Raw genomic sequence first — 17,230 nt, forward strand, 5'->3', positions numbered from 1 at the left:
CCGAGGGGACGATGATGAGCAGGGTCCTGATCGGCCTGGCGATCCTGGCGGTCGCAGTCGGCATCTGCTGGGGAGTCGTCGTGACCGGACAGGCGCATGGCGGCCGCTGGATCACCACGCTGATCGGGGCGGCGCGAATGGGTATCCCGCCGCTGGTCGAGACCGTATTCAACGTGCTGGTGTTCGTGCCGCTGATCCTGATCGCCGTGATTGCCGCCGCCTTCGAACGGCGCAACGCGCTGGCGCCGGGGCGGCGGGCGGCGGCGGGGCTGGGGATCGGGTTGCTGGTCGGGCTGGGGGGGCTCAGCACGGCAGTGCTCTACGCAAAGCTGGCGGGCACGCTGGCGGACGGCGTTTCGACCGGCGCTACGGCGACGCTGTTGGCGTGGGGGGCTGGTGTCGTCCTGCTGCAGACGGCGGCGGAGGAAATCTACTTTCGCGGCTGGCTGCAACCGGCGCTGACCGTACGCTGGGGACAGGTTGCGGGGATCGTCGCGGGCGCGCTGGCGTTCGGTGCGCTGCATGTCGCCGGCGGGGCGCGCGAGCCGCTGAGTCTCCTCAACCTCTTCCTGGGCGGGTTGATGTTCGGCCTGTTCGCCGCGCGCAGCGGAGGGCTGGCGACGGCGATCGGCGCGCACTTCGCGTGGAATGCGGCGGAGCAGCTGGGCTGGGGGCTCGATCCCAATCCCGGCATCGGTCCGTTCGGCGCGGCCGTCGACAAGGAACTGGTCGGCGCGACGATGTGGGGCGGCTCGACCGAGGGGCTGAACGGGTCCATCGGTATGACTATCGTACTGCTCGCGATCCTGCTGCCGCTGGTGCTGCTAAGCTGGCGGCGGCTGCCCGCGGCGGCCATGCCGGTCACTGCCAGGCCGGTCGCGGCGGTCAGCTAGTCGTCGGCGCCGCCCGGGCACGGTCGATCCGGTCGCGTTCGCGGCGGAAGGCGGCGAGGCCGTCGCCGCTCAGCGCCTTGCCCGTTCCGTAGTCGACGGTCATCGGGTCGACCTTCTCGCCGTTGATGTGGACCTCGAAATGGAGGTGAGGCCCGGTGGTGCAGAAGCCGGTGGTGCCGATCGCGCCTACCGTCTCGCCCTGCGTCACGCGCACGCCAGGATGGATCCCATCGGCATAGCGTGACAAGTGGAAGTAGCGGGTTTCCCAGCCGTTATCGTGGTGGAGGATCAGCATGTTGCCGGCGCAGGCGGTGGGCGAGCTGCTCGTCACGACGCCGGCGGCGGCGGCGTAGATCGGGGTGCCGATCGGCGCCGCGAAGTCGACGCCCCCGTGCAGCCGCGTATAGTGGAGCACTGGATGGAAACGCATCCCGAACCCGGACGTGATGCGCGCGCCGTCGACCGGCGTGCGCATCAGCGCCGTCTGCGTCGAGTGGCCATTGCCGTCGAACCAGCCGGCCTCGGTCTCACCGGGCGCGAGGAAGCGGTAGAGCGCCTTCGACTTCGCCTCCGTCTGGATGGAGACGTAGATCAGCGTCGGAGAGCCGACCTGCTCGCCCTGCGGATTGACCTTCTGTTCGAACGCGGCCTCGAACACGTCGCCAGGGTGGACGTCGGTTGCGAAGTTGAAATCGAACGACAGCGCCTTGGCGAACGGTTCGATCAGCGAGTCAGTAATGCCCGCGGTGACGGCGGCGTTGTAGAAGCTGGTCGCATCCATTTCGCCCCGCACGACCTGGACTTCCGTGGTCAGCCGCGCCTGCTGGACCTCGCTGCCATAGCTGCCGTCGGGACGCACCGTCAGGATCGCGCCCGATCCGTCGGTGCGCGTCGCCTCCAGCCGCGTCATCCGCCGCGCGCCGTCTGGACCGGTCAGGTCGATGACCATGCGGATCTCGCCAGGGTCCGGCCCGATCGCGGCCTGAGCTGCGCGGGTAGCCGCGGCGGCGGCGTCCGCAGCGATGCCGGTGCCCGCCAGCGTGGCGGCGACATCGCCAGGCCCTGCGACAACGAGGGTACGGCGGCTGGCGTCGATCACCTCGGGCGGCGGCGGTGCCACGACCGAGGGCGCTCCAGGTTGGGCCGCCATCGGCACGGCAGCGGGCGATGCGCTGCGCGTCAGATAGGCGGCCGCCGCCCCGCCGGTCAGGAGCAGCACCGACAACATGGCGGCGAGGGCATAGGGCGGCTTCCCGGCTGCGGCAGCGACCGGCCTGGGCGGCAGGACCGTTGCGCGCGGCGGCATGGTCCGCGCCTGCGGCTGCGATACCGCAACCAGCGGCGGCGGCGCGCCGGCCTCGCCCGGCGCGATCAGCCATGTCTTCGGATCGAACGACGTCCGCTCGTCGTCGGCCATGCCCGCGCGTCCCCCATTTCGCGCACAAGTCCCGCTTCCGCGCTGCGCCCTTGAATAACCCGGCTTTTGCAGAAGCGGAAGCTGTGCTTAAAGCGTATGCGGGGATTGGGGGGATCGATGGCGGGTAAGAACCGTGTTGCGTGGCGCGAGGGCATGTTCCTGCGTCCGCAGCATTTTCAGGCGCAGGACCGGTTTCTCGATTCGCAGTTGCGCGCCCGCGTCGACAGCATCCAGCCTTGGGCCTGGGGCTTTACCGAGATCGTGATCGACGAAAGTCTGGCCAGCCTCGGCAAGTTCGGCATCACCCGCGCCCGCGGCATCATGCCCGACGGCACGCCGTTCGCGATCCCCGACGAGCTGCCGCCGCCCGAGCCGCTCGACGTGCCGCCCGAATCGCGCGACGCGCTGATCGCGTTGACGCTGCCGGCCGGACAGGTCGGCGCGGTCGAGTTCAAGGAGGCCGATGCGCGTGCGCTCGATGCGCGCTTTCTGGTCGACGAGGTGGAGGTCGGCGACGCCTTTTCCGATGACCGCACGACCGAACCGGTCGAGCTCGGCCGTCCGAACCTGCGCTTCGGCATCACCCGCGACCAGCTCTATGGACGCGTCACGCTCGGCACCGTCAAGGTCCGCGAGGTGCAGAACAAGCGGCTGATGTTCGACGACCGCTACATCCCGCCGACGTTGGACATCGCCGCGTCGCAGCGGCTGTCGGCGGGGTTGACCGACATCATCGGCCGCGCCGAGCAGCGCGCCGACGAGCTGGCGTTGCGCGCGGTGGAAACCGTCGAGGGCGGTGCCGACAGCTTCGCGAGCTTCCTGCTGCTGCAGGCGCTCAATCGCTGGATCCCGATGTTGGAGCATCTTGAGGGGCTGCCGACGATCCACCCGGAACGGCTGTATGAATCGCTCATCGGCTTTGCCGGCGAGCTGGCGACGATGATCCGGCAGGAGCGCAAGGCACCCGCCATGCCGCGCTATGATCACGAAAACCCGCAGGCGTGCTTCGATCCGGTGTTCGACCTGATCCAGTCGATGCTGTCGGCGGTGTTCGACCGGGCCGCGATCCAGCTGCCGCTCGAGCCGGCGGGTCCGGGGGCGTATGTCAGCCGGATCACCGACAACAACCTGTTCAAGACCGGCTATTTCTACCTCGCCGTTTCCGCCGCCAATCCGGTGGAGGAAATTCGCGGACGCTTTCCTTCCGTCGCCAAGATCGGGTCGGTCACCAAGATGCGGCAGATCGTCGAGTCGGCGCTGCCGGGCGTACCTTTGCGCCACACGCCCACGCCGCCGCCGCAGATCAGGGTGCTGCCGGGCTTCGTTTATTTCGAGCTCGATCGAGGCGTGCCCGACTGGCGGGAGTTCGCGACGGCGCCCGCTTTGGGGTTGCATGTGGCGAGCGACTGGCCGCAGCTGAAGATGGAACTGTGGGCCGTGAAAAGGGCGAACAGATGAGTAACCGGCGATGAGCGATTCCGGCGGAAACAAGACCGTCTTTCGCCCCTCCCCGCTGCAGGGGCGCAAGGGAGGGGCGGGTGGCCCGGCGTCGCCGCCGCCACCGCAGGGCGGCGGCTGGGGCGCTCCGCCGCCCGCTGACGGGTGGGGCGCGCCGCCCGCTCCGCCGCAGCAGGGATGGGGGGCACCACCACCCCCGCCGCAGGCGCCGCCGCCGCCGAATTGGGGTGCGGCCGCGACGGGCAACGACCCTCACGGCTATGGCGCGATGCCGACCCTGTCGCATGAGCAGCCGCCGCAACAGGGCTACGCGCAGGGACCTGCCCCCGTGCTGACCCCTTCGCGGCTGGGCGAGGACGACGTGCCGCTGCCCGCCACGCCGCGCGAAACGCGCAACGTCATGCTGGCGGAAGCGGGGCCGGTGCTGGCGCTTGCCGCCGGGATGCGCGCTGGGCGGCTGCGCACGCCGCTGCCGCAGTTCCATCGCGAGGCGACGCGGGCGATCACCAACTTCGAACGCGCGATCGCGCCGCATTATTCCGAAGAGACGCGGCAGCGCGCGAAGTATGCGGTCTGCGCGACGATCGACGACGTCGCGCAGAACCTGCCGGGTGCGGGCAATGACGGCGCGGAGTGGGCGCGCCGGTCGATGGTGGTGCAGTTCTTCCGCGAGAATATCGGCGGCGACCGTTTCTGGCAGCTGGTCGACGACATGCTGCGCACGCCGAGCGACAATCGCGATATCATCGAGCTGTACCACGCCTGTCTTGCGGCCGGGTTCGAGGGGCGCTTCCGCGTCATGCCCGACGGCAAACGGCGGCTGCACGAGATCATGGCGCGGCTGCAGGGCGCGCTGGAGCATGTCCGCTCGCTGTCGATGCTGGAGATGTCGCCCCGCTGGCGCGGTGAAAAGGCGCCGCTCGGCAAGGTCGGGCTGTGGACCTATGTCGCGATCGCGGCGGCCGCGGCGGCGGCGTTGCTGCTGGTCGTGTATGTCGTCCTGCTCCTGCTGCTCGGCTCCGCCGGCGAAGCGCCGAGTGACCGGCTGACCGGCGCGATGCCCAGCGATCCGCTGCGGCTGTCGCGCAATGGCGGCCCGGTCGCGGCGCCCGGACCGAGCGCGCAGGCGGGCGCGCTACAGACATTCCTCGCGCCCGAGATTCAGCAGAATCTCGTGTCGATCGAGGAGGACGCGCAGACCGTGCGGGTGCGGACCAAGGTCGGCCAGCTGTTTCAGTCAGGCTCCGATCAGCTCGAACCCGGGCAGCGCCAACTGTTCGAGCGGATCGCCCGCGCGGTGCAGAACGAGCAGGGCCAGATCACGGTTGAGGGCCATACCGACAGTGCCCGGATCAACACCATCGAGTTCCCTGACAATATGACGTTGAGTCAGAAGCGGGCGACGACGGTGGCGAACATCATCAAGGGCATCATCGCCGACCCGAATCGCGTCATCGTCCGCGGCCTGGGCGAGACGGTGCCGATCGCATCCAACGACACGCCCGCCGGCAAGACGCGCAATCGCCGCGTCGAAGTCGTCGTGCCGCGTCATTATCAGTAAGGGGAGGGGGGCTCCCATGAAGAAGTTTTTCGGGAGCTGGTGGTTCCTGACCGTGCTCGGCGCGATCATCGTCGCGGCGATCCTGGCGTGGGGCCTGCCGCTGTTCGTCGCCTTCCTGCGCCCGCTTTGGGTGCGGATCACCTGCGTTCTCGTGGTGGCCGCGATCTGGGGACTGTTAGCGTTCCTGCGCGTGCGCAAGGCGCGCAAGGCGTCGGACGCGATCGCCGCCGAGCTGGCGCAGCCCAGCGCGTCGGATGCCGAATCCACGGCGCTCGCCAAGCGGATGGGCGAGGCGATGGCGACGTTGCGTTCTTCGGCGAACCGGAAACGTGATTATCTCTACACCAAGCCGTGGTACGTCATCATCGGGCCGCCCGGCGCGGGCAAGACAACGGCGCTGCTCAATTCCGGGTTGCGCTTCCCGATCGGCGACCAGGCGCTGAAAGGCGTCGGCGGCACCCGCAACCTCGATTTCTGGTTTGCCGACGAGGCGGCGATGGTCGACACCGCCGGGCGCTACACGACGCAGGATTCAGACGCGGCGGTGGACGCGAAGGGGTGGACCAGCTTCCTTCAGCTGCTCAAGAAAAACCGGCCGCTGCAGCCCATCAACGGCATCATCGTCGCGATCGGCGTCGACGAGCTGATCCGCTCCGATTGCGCGAAGATCGACGCGCACGCCCGCGCCGTGCGCCGCCGCCTGGTGGAACTACGCCGCACGCTGGAGGTCGCGGCGCCCGTCTATGTGATGCTGACCAAGTCGGACCTGCTGGCCGGTTTCACCGAATATTATGACGACCTGGACGTCGAGGGCCGCCGCTCCGTGCTCGGCGCCACGCTGCCCTTCTCGGCGGGCAAGCCGACCGGCGAGGCGCTGGCGCGCGCGTTCGACGAGATGGCGCAGGCGGTAAGCGACCGTCAGGCCAAGCGCCTGTTCGATGAGGTGGATGCTGCGCGGCGTTCGCTGCTGCTGGGCTTTCCGGCGCAGCTCCAGTCGCTGCGCTCGCGGTTGATGCGGTTCGTCGACGGCGCCTTTGTGTCGGGCGACGAGCCGGGCGGGATGCTGCGCGGCTTCTACCTGACCTCGGGCGTGCAGGAGGGAACGCCGCTCGACCGGATCATGTCCGGTATGGCCGACGTTTACGACCGCCCGCATCATATGCAACGCGGCGAGGGCGGCGGCACGCAGGGGCGCGCCTATTTCCTCAACCGCCTGCTGACGGAGGTGATGTTCCCCGAAGCGGGGCTGGTGACGATGGACCCGAAAGCGCGCGCGCGGCAGCGCGGGCAGCTGATCGGGGCCATGACGGCAATCGCGCTGTTCTGCGTCCTCGTCTTTGCGGGCTGGGGTGTCAGCTACGCACACAACCGATCGTTTCAGAACGACCTGCTGACCCAGACCACCGCTGCGCAGGCTTCGCTGCACGAATCGGGCGTCGACCTGAAGGAAGTTCGCGATGGCGATGCTGACCTGCGTGCGGCGCTGCCTGCGCTCAACGCCCTGCGCGATCTGCCGCGCGGATACGCGGAGACGCAGGCGAGCGGTCCGCCGTTGATGATGCGGCTGGGCCTCTATCAATCGGGGCTGAGCGGCACGGCGCAGGGAACGTACCGCTCGGCGCTGCGGCGCGTGATGCTGCCGCGGCTGCTGTTGCGGCTTGAACAATATATGGCCGCCAACGCGGGCGACGCGATCAAGCTTTACGAGCCGCTCAAAGTCTATCTGATGCTCGGCTCGCAGGGTCCGATGGACAAGGCGTCGGTGCGGGCATTCATCACCGCCGACTGGGCGACCGAGGTCTTTCCGGGGTCCGACTCGCAGGCGGAGCGGACGCAGCTGGCGCGACACCTCGACGCGCTGCTCGACGATCCGGATCTGCCCGCTGCGTGGGAGAATCGGCATGCGCCCCTGAACGGCCCGCAGATCGCGAGCGCGCGCGCCGCGATCGGGACGCTCAGCCTCGCCGAGCGCGCCTATGCGGTGATGAAGCAGAAGGCGGCGACCGCCGGCCCTGCCTGGGAGATGGCGAACATCTTGAGCCAGGGCGACGCGCTTGCTTTCTCCAATCCGAATGCCGTCATGGCGGTGCAGGTCCCGTTCTTCTTCACCCGCGACGGGTTCGAGAAAAGTTATACGCTGGGACTGGCGACGGTGCAGCAGGATCTGCAACGCGACCTGTGGGTGCTGGGCGGCGACGCGCGGACCGAGGGCGTGCAGCAGGAGATGCAGAACGTCCGCCCCGGCGTCGCCGGGCTCTACGCGCGCGATTACATCGCGGCGTGGGAGGCGGTGATCAAGGCGCTGCAGCCCGCCGACTATCTCCACCTGCAGGACCAGAGCGGAGTCCGGACGCTGTCCGCGGCCTATGGCGCGTTCGTCAAGATGCCGTCACCGCTGAAGCGCGTGCTGCTGGAGCTCAGGAAGAACACGATCTTCGGCGGCGGCGTCGGCGGGGCGGCAACGATGATGGCGCAGCGGCGGATCGGGTCCACGCGCCTCGGGCGGGTCATTCATGATGCGCAGACGGGCCGCGCCAGCGGCCTGTCGGCAGGCGACGAGATCACGAACTATTTCAAGCCGGTCCATGACTATGTCGGCAACGCTAACGACCCGGCGCCGATCGACGACTTCGTGGCGGCGATCAAGTCGGCGGGCGCGGCGATGCTGGCGGCGGCAAACGGGGCGCCGGGGGCCGACGGCGCCGCAACCCAGGCGGCGATGTCGACCGCGACCGCGCAGGTTTCCACCGCCGGTGCGGTCGCGCCGCCGCAGCTACAGGGCTTCGTCGCCGCCGCCGCGAGAGGAGGTGCTGCGCAACAGATCTCCACCACCAGCACGGCGAACAACGAGGGCTATCTCGCCAGTGTCGCTCCGGTCTGCAGGGAGGTGGCCCAGGACCGTTACCCTTTTTTCGGCGCCGCCCTGCAGGATGCGGAGGTACCTAGGGTCCTCAGCACCTTCGGCATGGGCGGCACGCTAGACGGGTTCCAGCGGGCGCTGGCGCCGCGGATGGACACCGCCGGCCCGGTGTGGCGGTGGAAGGCGGACGACCCCGTCGCCGCCACGTTCGACCCGCAGACGCCCGAACAGTTCAGCAAGGCGGCGCAGATTCGAGATCTGCTGGCGGGCGGGCTCCCGCTCAAGATCTCGGTCGCTTCGTTTGGCAGCGATGTCGACTCGGTCGAGTTCGCCAGCGGCGGCACGACCTATCATTTCTCCAAAACAGACATGGCCGAAAAGCCGCTGCAGTGGAGCGCCAACAGCGGCACGCCGGCCGCCGATGTCGTGCTGTACGCGCCGGGAACTGGCGGTGCGCCGGGCGCGGAACTGCGCCGTTTCGCGACCGAGGGCCCCTGGGCGCTGTTCCGGCTGATGGACAAGGCGACGTCGAAGGAGAATGCCGGCCCGACGGCGTTCAAGGTCACCTTCGGCGAGGGGAGCCGCGCGGTCACGTTTCTCGTCAAGCTGCCGTCGGAACAGAACCCCTTCAGCCGCGGCGGGGTATGGTCGTTCCGCTGCCCGCTCAAGCTTTGACCGCGCGGCCGTGACCGCGCTGCTGTTCGGCAAACTGCCTGCGCATGGCGATTTCGTGTCGCGCGGGATCGCTCCCGACACCCGCGACGCGCTCGATTTCTGGCTGGCGCAGTCGCTTGCCGAAGGGCGGGCGGCGCACGGCGGCGCGTTTGACGAGCTTTACGAGGAGGCGCCGCCGTGGCGCTTCGCCTGGAGTGGAGCGCCAGGATGGACCGCGGGCGCAATGGCGCTGTCGGTCGATAGCGTCGGGCGGCGCTACCCGATCCTCCTCGCACTGGATGCGCTCGCCGATAATCAGGTCGATCAGGCGACGGACCTGATCGAGAGCCTGTTGTACGAGGCGCTCGAGGCTGGCTGGGACGCCGATCGCCTCTACGCGGCCGCGGGCCTGCTCCACCCCGCGCCGGACGCGGCATGGGAGGGCGGCGAAGGCTGGTGGACGCTGGGGGCCGAGCGGTTTAACGAGAGCTACCTGCTGGGCGCGCGCCCGGCCGGCCTGATGACCGCGGTCCTGACACCCGCGGCGCACGCGGGGGGTCGCGAGGACGCATGAACGGCATGACCCGGCTTGAGCACGCCGCCCTGTCGCATGAGGGCCGGGTGCGTACCAACAACGAGGATGCGTTCTGCGTGCGCGCCGAGGAGGGGCTGTTCCTCGTCGCGGACGGCATGGGCGGCCATGAAAACGGTGAATGGGCGTCGGCGGCGATCGCCGACACCTTCCGCGGGGTCGTCTTACCCGATGATTTCGATCAGGCCAGCGTCGCCATCGCCGAGGCGCTGCACCGCGCCAACGCCATCATCTTCGCCGAAGCGCAGAGCCGCGGGCTGCAGATGGGCTCGACCGCCGTGTCGCTGTTCATCCGCAGCGGCCGGTTTGCAATATTGTGGGTCGGCGACAGCCGCGCCTATCTGCTCCGGGACCGCCAGCTGATCCGGCTCAGCCACGATCATACGCAGGTCCAGGAGATGGTCGACCGCGGTCTGCTGACGGCGCAGGATGCGGAAGGGCATCCGATGAGCCACATTCTCGCCCGTGCGATGGGCGTGCGCGAGACGGTGGAAGTCGATGTCATCGCCGACGAAATCGAATCGGGTGACACTTTTCTGCTATGTTCCGATGGATTGATGGCGCGGGTAGAGGATGGCGAGATCGAGAATATCCTGACCGAACCCGACGCCGACACCCGGGTGCAGCGGCTGGTCAAGCTGACGCTGGATCGCGGCGCGCCGGACAATGTGACGGTGATCACAGTCGGGGTGCCGGAGACGACGCTGCTCCGGATCAATCAACCCGTTCACCTGGTGGCGCCATGAGCGACGACGACGACAACGCATCCGGCCCGCCGCCCTCGGCAGAGCCGCGTACCGTTTTCCAGCCCTTTCCGGGCGCTGCCGGCCCCGGCGGCTGGACCGCGCCTGGGCAGGAGCAAGCGCAACAGCATCCCGATCAAGGCGGCTGGACGCCGCCGGCCGGGCAGCCGCACCCTGATCAGGGCGGCTGGGCATCGCCGCCCGCCGAGGGCCAGCAGCCCGGCAATTGGGCGCCGCCAACCGAACCGGGCCATCCGGGGCAAGGCTATTCCGGCCCCGGCCGCCCGGGACAGAATTACACGGGTCAGGGTTTCGCCGGTCAGGGCTATCCGGGTCAGACTCCCGGTCAGGGCGAGCGATCGAACTTTCCAGGCTATGGACTCCCGCCCGGCTCGCCCTATCCGCCGCAGCAGCCTCCCCAGGGGCAGGGTCAGGGTCCGGGTCCGGGGCAGCAGGGTCCGGGCATGTCGACCTCCTATCACCCGACGCTGGGCGGCTTCTCCACGCAGTTCGCGCCTCGCGAAGTCGGTGAGGGGATCAAGGTTGGCGATGTCCTCAACCACATCTTCGAGGTTCGGCGCTTCATCGCGCGTGGCGGCATGGGCGAGGTGTTCGAGGGCATCAACGTCAACACCGACGAGCGTGTCGCGATCAAGGTCATGCTGCCCCAGCTGGCCGCCGATCCCAACGTGATCGGAATGTTCCGCCGGGAAGCGCGCACGCTGACGCGTCTTAATCATGAGGCGCTGGTCAATTATCGTGTGCTGGCGCAGGAGCCGCAGCTCGGCGTCCTATACATCGTCACCGAATATGTGGACGGCGTGAACCTCGCCGATTCGCTCGGCAAGGAACAGCCGACCGCCGCTGATCTGGCGCTGCTGCTGCGCCGTCTTGCCTCCGGACTGCGGGTGGCGCATCAACTGGGCGCGATTCATCGCGATATTGCGCCAGACAACGTCATTCTGGAAAATGGCGAGCTTGGCCGCGCCAAGGTGATCGACTTCGGCATCGCCAAGGACCTCGACCCGGGATCGAAGACGATCGTGGGCGACGGCTTTGCGGGCAAGCTCAACTATGTCGCGCCCGAGCAGCTGGGCGATTTCGGGCGTGAGATCGGGCCGTGGACCGATGTCTACAGCCTGGCGCTGGTCATCCTTGCCGTCGCGCTGGGCCGGAACGTTCAGATGGGCGGCAGCTTGGTCGACGCCGTGGACAAGCGTCGCGCCGGGCCTGACCTGTCCGCGGCGCCGTACGAGATTCAACCGGTGCTCGAACGGATGCTCGCGCCCAACCCGGCGGACCGGCTGCGCTCGATGGACGAGGTGCTGGCCGAGCTGGAGCCCAAGATCGCGCTGGTCGCGCCGCCGGCAGGACCGAAAACAGGGTTGCTGATCGGGGCAGGCATTGGGCTGCTCGCGCTGATTGCGGTGATCGGCTTCCTGGTGCTCGGCCGCGGGCACGGCATTATCGGTCAGGGGCCGGGCGGCATCGTGACTGCGTCTTCGGATCCGGTCGTGCTGGCGCGCTCGACGCTCGACTCGACGTTGCCGTCGGTGTCCTGCACGTGGCTGGAAATCGTCAAGGTCGAGAAGGTGGGGAGCCGGATTGCGGTGGCGCTGACCGGCGTCGCGGGTAACCCGTCGGCCGCGCAAAATGAGATCAGCCGCGCACTGACCGGCCAGCACATCCCCAACGCCGATATCGACTTCGAGGCTGTTTCGCCGATCACGCAGTCGGGCTGTGCGGCGCTCGACGCCTATCGCCAGATTCGCGCGCCCGACAGCCAGCGCATCTCGGTGCCGCAGCATAAATTCGAAATGCGTATGCAGGCCGCCGGCCAGGCTTATGCGGGCAAAATCGCGGCTAACAGCGTCATCAACATCAATCCGGGCGACGCGGCGACCGATTTCTCGATCATCGGTCTGGAGCCGTCAGGGGTCATCAGCCAGGAGATTGCGAGCCGCCGCGCCTTTGAAGCGATCCCGTCCACCAACGGCGTGCCGATCACCAAATTGGGCGGCAATCGTTACCGGCTGCAGCTCGACGTCGATCACCAGGGCTGGTCGGGGATCCTGTTGCTGACCGGCAAGGGTCCGTTTCCGCAGGCGATCGTCGCCCCGCCGATCGGCGCGCGCGGTCCCGACTGGCTCAACCGCTTCGTCTCCACCGCGGCGGCGAACGGGTGGCAGTCGGATATGGTGTGGTACAAGACGGTGGACGAGGTCCGGGAGTAACCCGCAGCACATATAAGTAGCGCCAGCACCGAGGCTTGATACGGTACGCATAAGCGGGATCGGAGGCACAGCGTTCCTGTCCAGCGTCACGACGCGGCTTCGCTTATCTACACCGGTACGTCACCGCCGCCGGTTGCGGCTCTGTTCGTTATAAGCATCACGGAACTCCTTCGCGAAGACGTCCATGAACGCCTCGTCGGAGCCCCGTGCGACGCCGGAGAACTCCTTCTCATAGGTGTGCCACAGCGTGGCTTCGCGGCCGCCCGGCAGCAGGCGGCTGAGGAAGCCGCCGCTCTCGGCGCGCTTCTTGATCGCATCGGGCGAGAAGCGGTCGAGCGTCGCCCGCAATGCGCCCTGCATCGCCTTGAGCGTCGCCATCTGATGCGACTGAAGGTCGAAGAACGCATCCTCGATCGCCTTCTCGGCGGGCATGAACCCGCGCTCGGGCGGATTGAGCAACTGCGCCAACGCCTGCTCCGGCGCGCGGGCGAACTTGATCGGGTTGTTGCCGTCGAACTCCAGCCCGGTTTGCTCGGCCCCCATCTGCGACTTGGCGCGGGCGCGGGCCTCGACCATCACGACGAGCCCGGAGACCAGCCGCCGCAGTACCTGGCCGGCGCGCTCCAGCGTCGCCGGTGACAGCTGCCTGAGTTGATCGGGACGGACACCCGCGGCGGCGGCGAAGCCCGCGACGATCGTCGCCATCTGCGCCTCGCTCATCGCGGCGGGGGCGGGGGCGGCGACGGGTGGCGGCTGCGGAGGGGCGGAAGGCGCTGCACCGGCCCAGGCGCCACCTTCGGAGGATCGATCCGGCTGCGCCGGCCCCGGACCCCAGTCGCCCTGGCCAGCCGGACCCGGTGTCGGACCTTGCGGTCCGCCGCCCCAGCCGCCGTCAGCCGGCGCACCTTGCCCAGGAACAGGCGGCGCCTGCTCCGGCAGCGAGGCGCCGGGGGCAGGACGGTTCAGCCCGAGCGGATCGTCATTCTCCTTGATCTTCTGCCCGAAGTCGGCGCGCGCCCAGTCGACGACGTTGCTGCTCTCCATCGACCCCCAAAGATCATTCGGGGTCGCGGCAGCGGGGCGGTCGTCGGCTACACTCGACCAGGTGGACGCCTGCGCGACAGGCGTCTGTGCCGGGTCCCACGGTGATGGCGCGCGTTCGATCGGGCCGGTCGCGTTCGGCACCCAGGCGTCGTTGCCGACCGGCGGTCCGCCGGGCATGGGCATCGGCGCGCCACCGCCGCCGCCACGTTGCGCATAGGGCGTTGGCGCGCTTAGCGAGACGTTGGCGGGCGGCGCCCAGCCCGGCTCGGCCGGCGGCGCGTTCCACCCGCTATTTGCGCCGTTTGCCGGAGGTGCGCCCCAGCCGCTGTTCGCATTACCGGCCGGAGCGCCCCAGTTCTCGTTGCCGCCACTCGCCGGCGCCGGCCCCCAGTCCTGGTTCGGTTCGCCTTGGTAATGGCCGCCGGGCTGTCCGCCGCCGCCCCAGCCATTGCCATCGACCGCTGGCGGTCCGCCGCCCCAGCCGCCGTTCGGCTGGGAAGGGGGCGGGGCGGCCGCCTGTCCGCCGCTCTGATCCCAGCTCCATCCGGCCTGTCGCTGCGCCTCTTCGGCTGCATGCTGTTCGTGCCGTTCGACCGCGACCACCGCCTCGCCCGACAGCGAGGCGACCACCTCATATTGGCCGATCAGGAACAGGTCGCCATTTTCGATCCGGCGCGGCTGTCCCTTCTGCATCCGCTCGCCGCCGCCGTTCAGAAAGGTGCCGTTCGTGCTGATGTCGTCGTAGTAGTAAAAGCCTTCGCGGAAGCTGAGCTCGGCGTGGCGCGACGAGATATAGGCGCGCGGGTCGGGCAGGCTCCACTCGCATGTCGCCGCGCGGCCGATCATCGCGCCGCGGCGGTTGAGCACGAATTCGGCCGGCATGCCGTTATCGAGCCGGTCGAGATTGCGGACCGTCAGGGTCAGGCTCATGCGGTCTCCAGCGCCGGCAAGCCGTCGGCGGCGACACGTTCGCCGAGATCGAGCGCGCGGTCGAACGCCGCCGAGGCATCGGCGGCGCGATAGGCCGCGACCTCGATCGCGCTGGCGGCGAATTGGCCGGCGAGCTGCGGTTGTGGCGGGATAGGCGCCAGGTCGGGCGGGGCGATCGATCCACCCGAGAAGAACACGCCGTAAGCCAGCAGTCGTTCCGGGCTTTTGTCGCCCGCCGCGTCGGCGGCGTCCTTGGCTGCGCGACGGCATTGATCGCTCGGATCGCCCAGCCAGCGCAGCGAGAAGTCGAGCGCCTGGCGATCGGCGCGCTTCAACTCGCGCCCATGGGCCTCGCTTTCCAGCACGCGCGCGGCCCAGGCCAACGCCTCCAGCCGCGGTAGCGCATGGCCCAAAAAGCGGACGGCGCCGCCGCGATCCAGTTGTTCGCGCATCGCCCGAAAATGCTGTTCCGGCGTGACGCCGTCAGCTGGCAATGCGTCGTCATCGGCGCCCATCGCCGACGCGATCTGGTGCGCCTCTGTCCAGCGTACCTGGTTCCACTCCATAGCGTCGTTAACCTTATGCAGTGCGGTCGACATCGTCGATGGCGCGATGGCACCTAAATCGTCAATTTATCATCACTATGCCGCCCTTGACGATATGCAGGGCCTGCGCTTCCTGCTGGATGATCGCGCCCTTGGTCTGGAGCATGGCCTGCCCCTCGACCGTCGCCATCGTCGCTTTGATTTCGATCCCTATCGGGTTCAGCGTGATCGAGCTGCCGCCGCATTTCAGCGTGATCGACTGAGCCGCCTCGATCGTGATCGAGCCGAGGTCAGCCTTGATGCTGATATTGCCCATCTTCACGTCGAGCGTGTCGTTACCCTGGTCGATGGTGACGGTGCGGTTACCTTTTTCCAGCTCTTCGGTCTGATTACCGTCATGGATGGTCAGCTTCTGGTTGCGCTTGACCTCCATCGTCTCGTCGCGGCCAACCTTCGCGCTGCGGTCGTGATTGACCTCCTCATGTTGGTCTCGACCGATGAAGTTCGTCTGATCGTTGCGCGACCGCAGGTTCATGTCCTTCTCGGCGTGGAGGAACACCTCCTCCTTGCCGGACTTGTCCTCGAACCGGAGCTCGTTGGCGCCAGGAGAGCCGGTGTCCAGGATCGTCGCATCGGGGAACTTGGTCGACTTGCCGCCGGGATAGCTTTTCGTCCGCCAGGTCGCGATCGTCTTGTTGTCGGGCAGCGGATAGGACGGCATCTGCGCATTGTTGAACACCCAGCCGATGACGATCGGATAGTCGGGGTTGCCGTTCATGAAATCGACCATCACCTCCTGACCCACGCGGGGCAGGATGATGTTGCCTAACCCCCCGAACTGCGCGACCCGCACCCAGTAACTGGCCCGCTCTCCGGGCCGGCCGGACCGGTCCCAGTGAAAGCGGATCTTCACCCGGCCAAGCTCGTCGGTGTAGATTTCCTCGCCGTCGGGGCCAGTGACGATGGCGCTCTCGAGCCCTTCTACCAGCGGGCGTGGCGTCCTTTGCCTGAGATGGAATGGCCGGTCGGCCGGGATCGCCGAGATGGTGACGTGGGTAACATCCTCCTCATCGTCGCGCAGCGTGTTCTGGTGCGCGTGATATTGCTCGGACTGGAGCACATGCTCCGTGCTGGTGATAAGATAGTCCTGGTTGAGCCGGCCGGCCGGATGATGGGTGACCGTCACCTTCTTTCCGGTCGCGAGATTGGTGGCCTGCGACCGCCCCGAATAAACCTGCCGGCTCTGGCGGAGCGTCGCCACCTGCTTACCCGCCTCTGGAAACCCGCGCACCGCGAAGTCGTAGACTTCCCGGTCGTCATGCGGATGCTGCTTTGGCCCCTCGGCGCTGGTTTCCAGCGGGCGTTCGGGTTTGCGCAGCGTGAAGCCGCGGACCGTGACCTTCTGTTCGCCGCCGGTCCCGACACTTTCGACCCAGCTCTCCAGGAAGTGCCTGTGCCCTCCCCGCTGCGACGATCCGGCGCGGTGGATCGCCCCCGCCGTGGTGGTGTATTCCAGCGAACCAGGGGTGCCGGCATGGTGCGCGCTTGGTGAGTCGCACAGCACCATCACATGCTTGTCGGCCTTGTGTTCCCAGTAATAGTAGATGCCCGATTCCTCCATCAGCCTGGTGATGAAGGTTAGGTCGCTCTCGCGATATTGCGTCCGGTAGGGCCAAGTCCGGTAGCTGCCCTGCAGGTCGAGCCGGAAATCGGAGATGCCTGCGGCCCCGAACACCGCCTGGATGATCTGCGGCACGGTCTTATCCTCGAAGATCGCCATGTCGCGATTCTGGTCGAGGAAATAGGTGAAGGGCCGCGCCTCCAGCCGGTAATGGAAGCCGACGCCGGTTTCGTTGCGGAACTCGCCGCCGACAATAACGCCGTGGAAGTGCCGCATCAGCTCGTCATCTTCGTGGAGATGGACGGCGATGGGCTTGCCGAGATGGGGTAGCAGGTCGATCTCACCGAGCGAGGCGATGATGTCGACCTGTAGCGTGAAGGGGTGGCCCAGCGTGTCCTTGTAGCGGGCGCGTTCGATGTGCACCTGCTCGCCGCCCAGATCGACGCTCATCTGTACCTGGCGCGTATCGTTGACTGCGGCCATGCCCGGTTCCCCTCTTGCGCGCCGTGTCTGCCCCAGCAGGCGCGCGCCCGCGACGCGAATGTCGACGGAATTGCGACACTATCGCATGGCGGGGCTCGCGCCAAACCCTTCGCCATGCTGTACGGTGCCTCGTCCGGAGCGTCGCTTGTCAGCGAATGGGGTTTGCGGTATGGGCCGCGACCTTAGACTTTTCAG

General features: G+C 68.0%; 11 protein-coding genes. 7 read left to right on the top strand and 4 right to left on the bottom strand.

What is annotated here, in order from left to right:
- Positions 1-14: 14 nt before the first annotated feature.
- The gene (locus ACP2AD_RS08140; protein WP_425229574.1) at positions 15-893 is read left to right on the top strand and encodes a lysostaphin resistance A-like protein; all 879 of its coding nucleotides are present in this window, start codon (positions 15-17) and stop codon (positions 891-893) included.
- Here ACP2AD_RS08140 and ACP2AD_RS08145 read toward each other — a convergent pair.
- A complete protein-coding gene (locus ACP2AD_RS08145; protein WP_425229575.1) occupies positions 886-2,310 on the bottom strand; it encodes a peptidoglycan DD-metalloendopeptidase family protein in 1,425 nt (474 codons plus the stop codon). The two genes, ACP2AD_RS08140 and ACP2AD_RS08145, sit on opposite strands and share 8 nt — an antisense overlap.
- A 117-nt stretch (positions 2,311-2,427) precedes the next feature.
- On the opposite strand from ACP2AD_RS08145, the gene tssK reads away from it, so the two are divergent.
- Genes tssK through ACP2AD_RS08175 form a run of 6 tightly spaced genes read left to right on the top strand, consistent with a single transcriptional unit; the run spans position 2,428 to position 12,412 of the window.
- Entirely contained in the window at positions 2,428-3,768 is a 1,341-nt protein-coding gene (gene tssK / locus ACP2AD_RS08150; protein ID WP_425229576.1) for a type VI secretion system baseplate subunit TssK, read from the top strand.
- A 10-nt stretch (positions 3,769-3,778) separates the two neighbouring features.
- Positions 3,779-5,329: a type IVB secretion system protein IcmH/DotU gene (gene icmH / locus ACP2AD_RS08155; RefSeq protein WP_425229577.1), complete on the top strand. Its 1,551-nt coding sequence runs from the start codon at positions 3,779-3,781 to the stop codon at positions 5,327-5,329.
- A 16-nt stretch (positions 5,330-5,345) separates the two neighbouring features.
- A complete protein-coding gene (tssM, locus tag ACP2AD_RS08160) occupies positions 5,346-8,864 on the top strand; it encodes a type VI secretion system membrane subunit TssM (protein WP_425229578.1) in 3,519 nt (1,172 codons plus the stop codon).
- A 10-nt stretch (positions 8,865-8,874) separates the two neighbouring features.
- Positions 8,875-9,417, top strand: coding sequence for a type VI secretion system-associated protein TagF (gene tagF / locus ACP2AD_RS08165; RefSeq protein ID WP_425229579.1), 543 nt, complete (start codon positions 8,875-8,877; stop codon positions 9,415-9,417).
- Positions 9,418-9,422: 5 nt separating this feature from the next.
- Positions 9,423-10,181: a PP2C family protein-serine/threonine phosphatase gene (locus tag ACP2AD_RS08170; RefSeq protein WP_425229580.1), complete on the top strand. Its 759-nt coding sequence runs from the start codon at positions 9,423-9,425 to the stop codon at positions 10,179-10,181.
- On the top strand, positions 10,178-12,412 hold the full coding sequence (locus tag ACP2AD_RS08175; protein ID WP_425229581.1) for a protein kinase domain-containing protein: 2,235 nt from the start codon (positions 10,178-10,180) through the stop codon (positions 12,410-12,412). The genes ACP2AD_RS08170 and ACP2AD_RS08175 overlap by 4 nt, the downstream gene beginning before the upstream one ends.
- Positions 12,413-12,532: 120 nt before the next feature.
- Here the strand turns inward: ACP2AD_RS08175 and tagH are convergent, their stop codons facing one another.
- The 3 genes from tagH to ACP2AD_RS08190 are packed head-to-tail and all read right to left on the bottom strand — an operon-like array spanning position 12,533 to position 17,035.
- Positions 12,533-14,386 carry a type VI secretion system-associated FHA domain protein TagH gene (gene tagH / locus ACP2AD_RS08180; protein WP_425229582.1) on the bottom strand — a complete coding sequence of 618 codons (1,854 nt, stop codon included), beginning with the start codon at positions 14,384-14,386 and terminating at the stop codon, positions 12,533-12,535.
- Entirely contained in the window at positions 14,383-14,985 is a 603-nt protein-coding gene (locus ACP2AD_RS08185; RefSeq protein WP_425229583.1) for a DUF6931 family protein, read from the bottom strand. The genes tagH and ACP2AD_RS08185 overlap by 4 nt, the downstream gene beginning before the upstream one ends.
- 28 nt (positions 14,986-15,013) lie before the next feature.
- Positions 15,014-17,035, bottom strand: coding sequence for a type VI secretion system Vgr family protein (locus ACP2AD_RS08190; RefSeq protein WP_425229584.1), 2,022 nt, complete (start codon positions 17,033-17,035; stop codon positions 15,014-15,016).
- Positions 17,036-17,230: the final 195 nt, after the last annotated feature.

It is taken from the genome of Sphingomonas sp., assembly GCF_965248875.1.
Taxonomy (GTDB): Bacteria; Pseudomonadota; Alphaproteobacteria; order Sphingomonadales; family Sphingomonadaceae; genus Sphingomonas.

Bases quoted from the DNA above. Each gene is read 5' to 3' on its own strand.
- ACP2AD_RS08140 (WP_425229574.1), top strand. From the start codon at position 15: ATGAGCAGGGTCCTGATCGGCCTGGCGATCCTGGCGGTCGCAGTCGGC.
- ACP2AD_RS08145 (WP_425229575.1), bottom strand. From the start codon at position 2,310: ATGGCCGACGACGAGCGGACGTCGTTCGATCCGAAGACATGGCTGATC.
- tssK (WP_425229576.1), top strand. From the start codon at position 2,428: ATGGCGGGTAAGAACCGTGTTGCGTGGCGCGAGGGCATGTTCCTGCGT.
- icmH (WP_425229577.1), top strand. From the start codon at position 3,779: ATGAGCGATTCCGGCGGAAACAAGACCGTCTTTCGCCCCTCCCCGCTG.
- tssM (WP_425229578.1), top strand. From the start codon at position 5,346: ATGAAGAAGTTTTTCGGGAGCTGGTGGTTCCTGACCGTGCTCGGCGCG.
- ACP2AD_RS08170 (WP_425229580.1), top strand. From the start codon at position 9,423: ATGACCCGGCTTGAGCACGCCGCCCTGTCGCATGAGGGCCGGGTGCGT.
- ACP2AD_RS08175 (WP_425229581.1), top strand. From the start codon at position 10,178: ATGAGCGACGACGACGACAACGCATCCGGCCCGCCGCCCTCGGCAGAG.
- tagH (WP_425229582.1), bottom strand. From the start codon at position 14,386: ATGAGCCTGACCCTGACGGTCCGCAATCTCGACCGGCTCGATAACGGC.
- ACP2AD_RS08185 (WP_425229583.1), bottom strand. From the start codon at position 14,985: ATGTCGACCGCACTGCATAAGGTTAACGACGCTATGGAGTGGAACCAG.
- ACP2AD_RS08190 (WP_425229584.1), bottom strand. From the start codon at position 17,035: ATGGCCGCAGTCAACGATACGCGCCAGGTACAGATGAGCGTCGATCTG.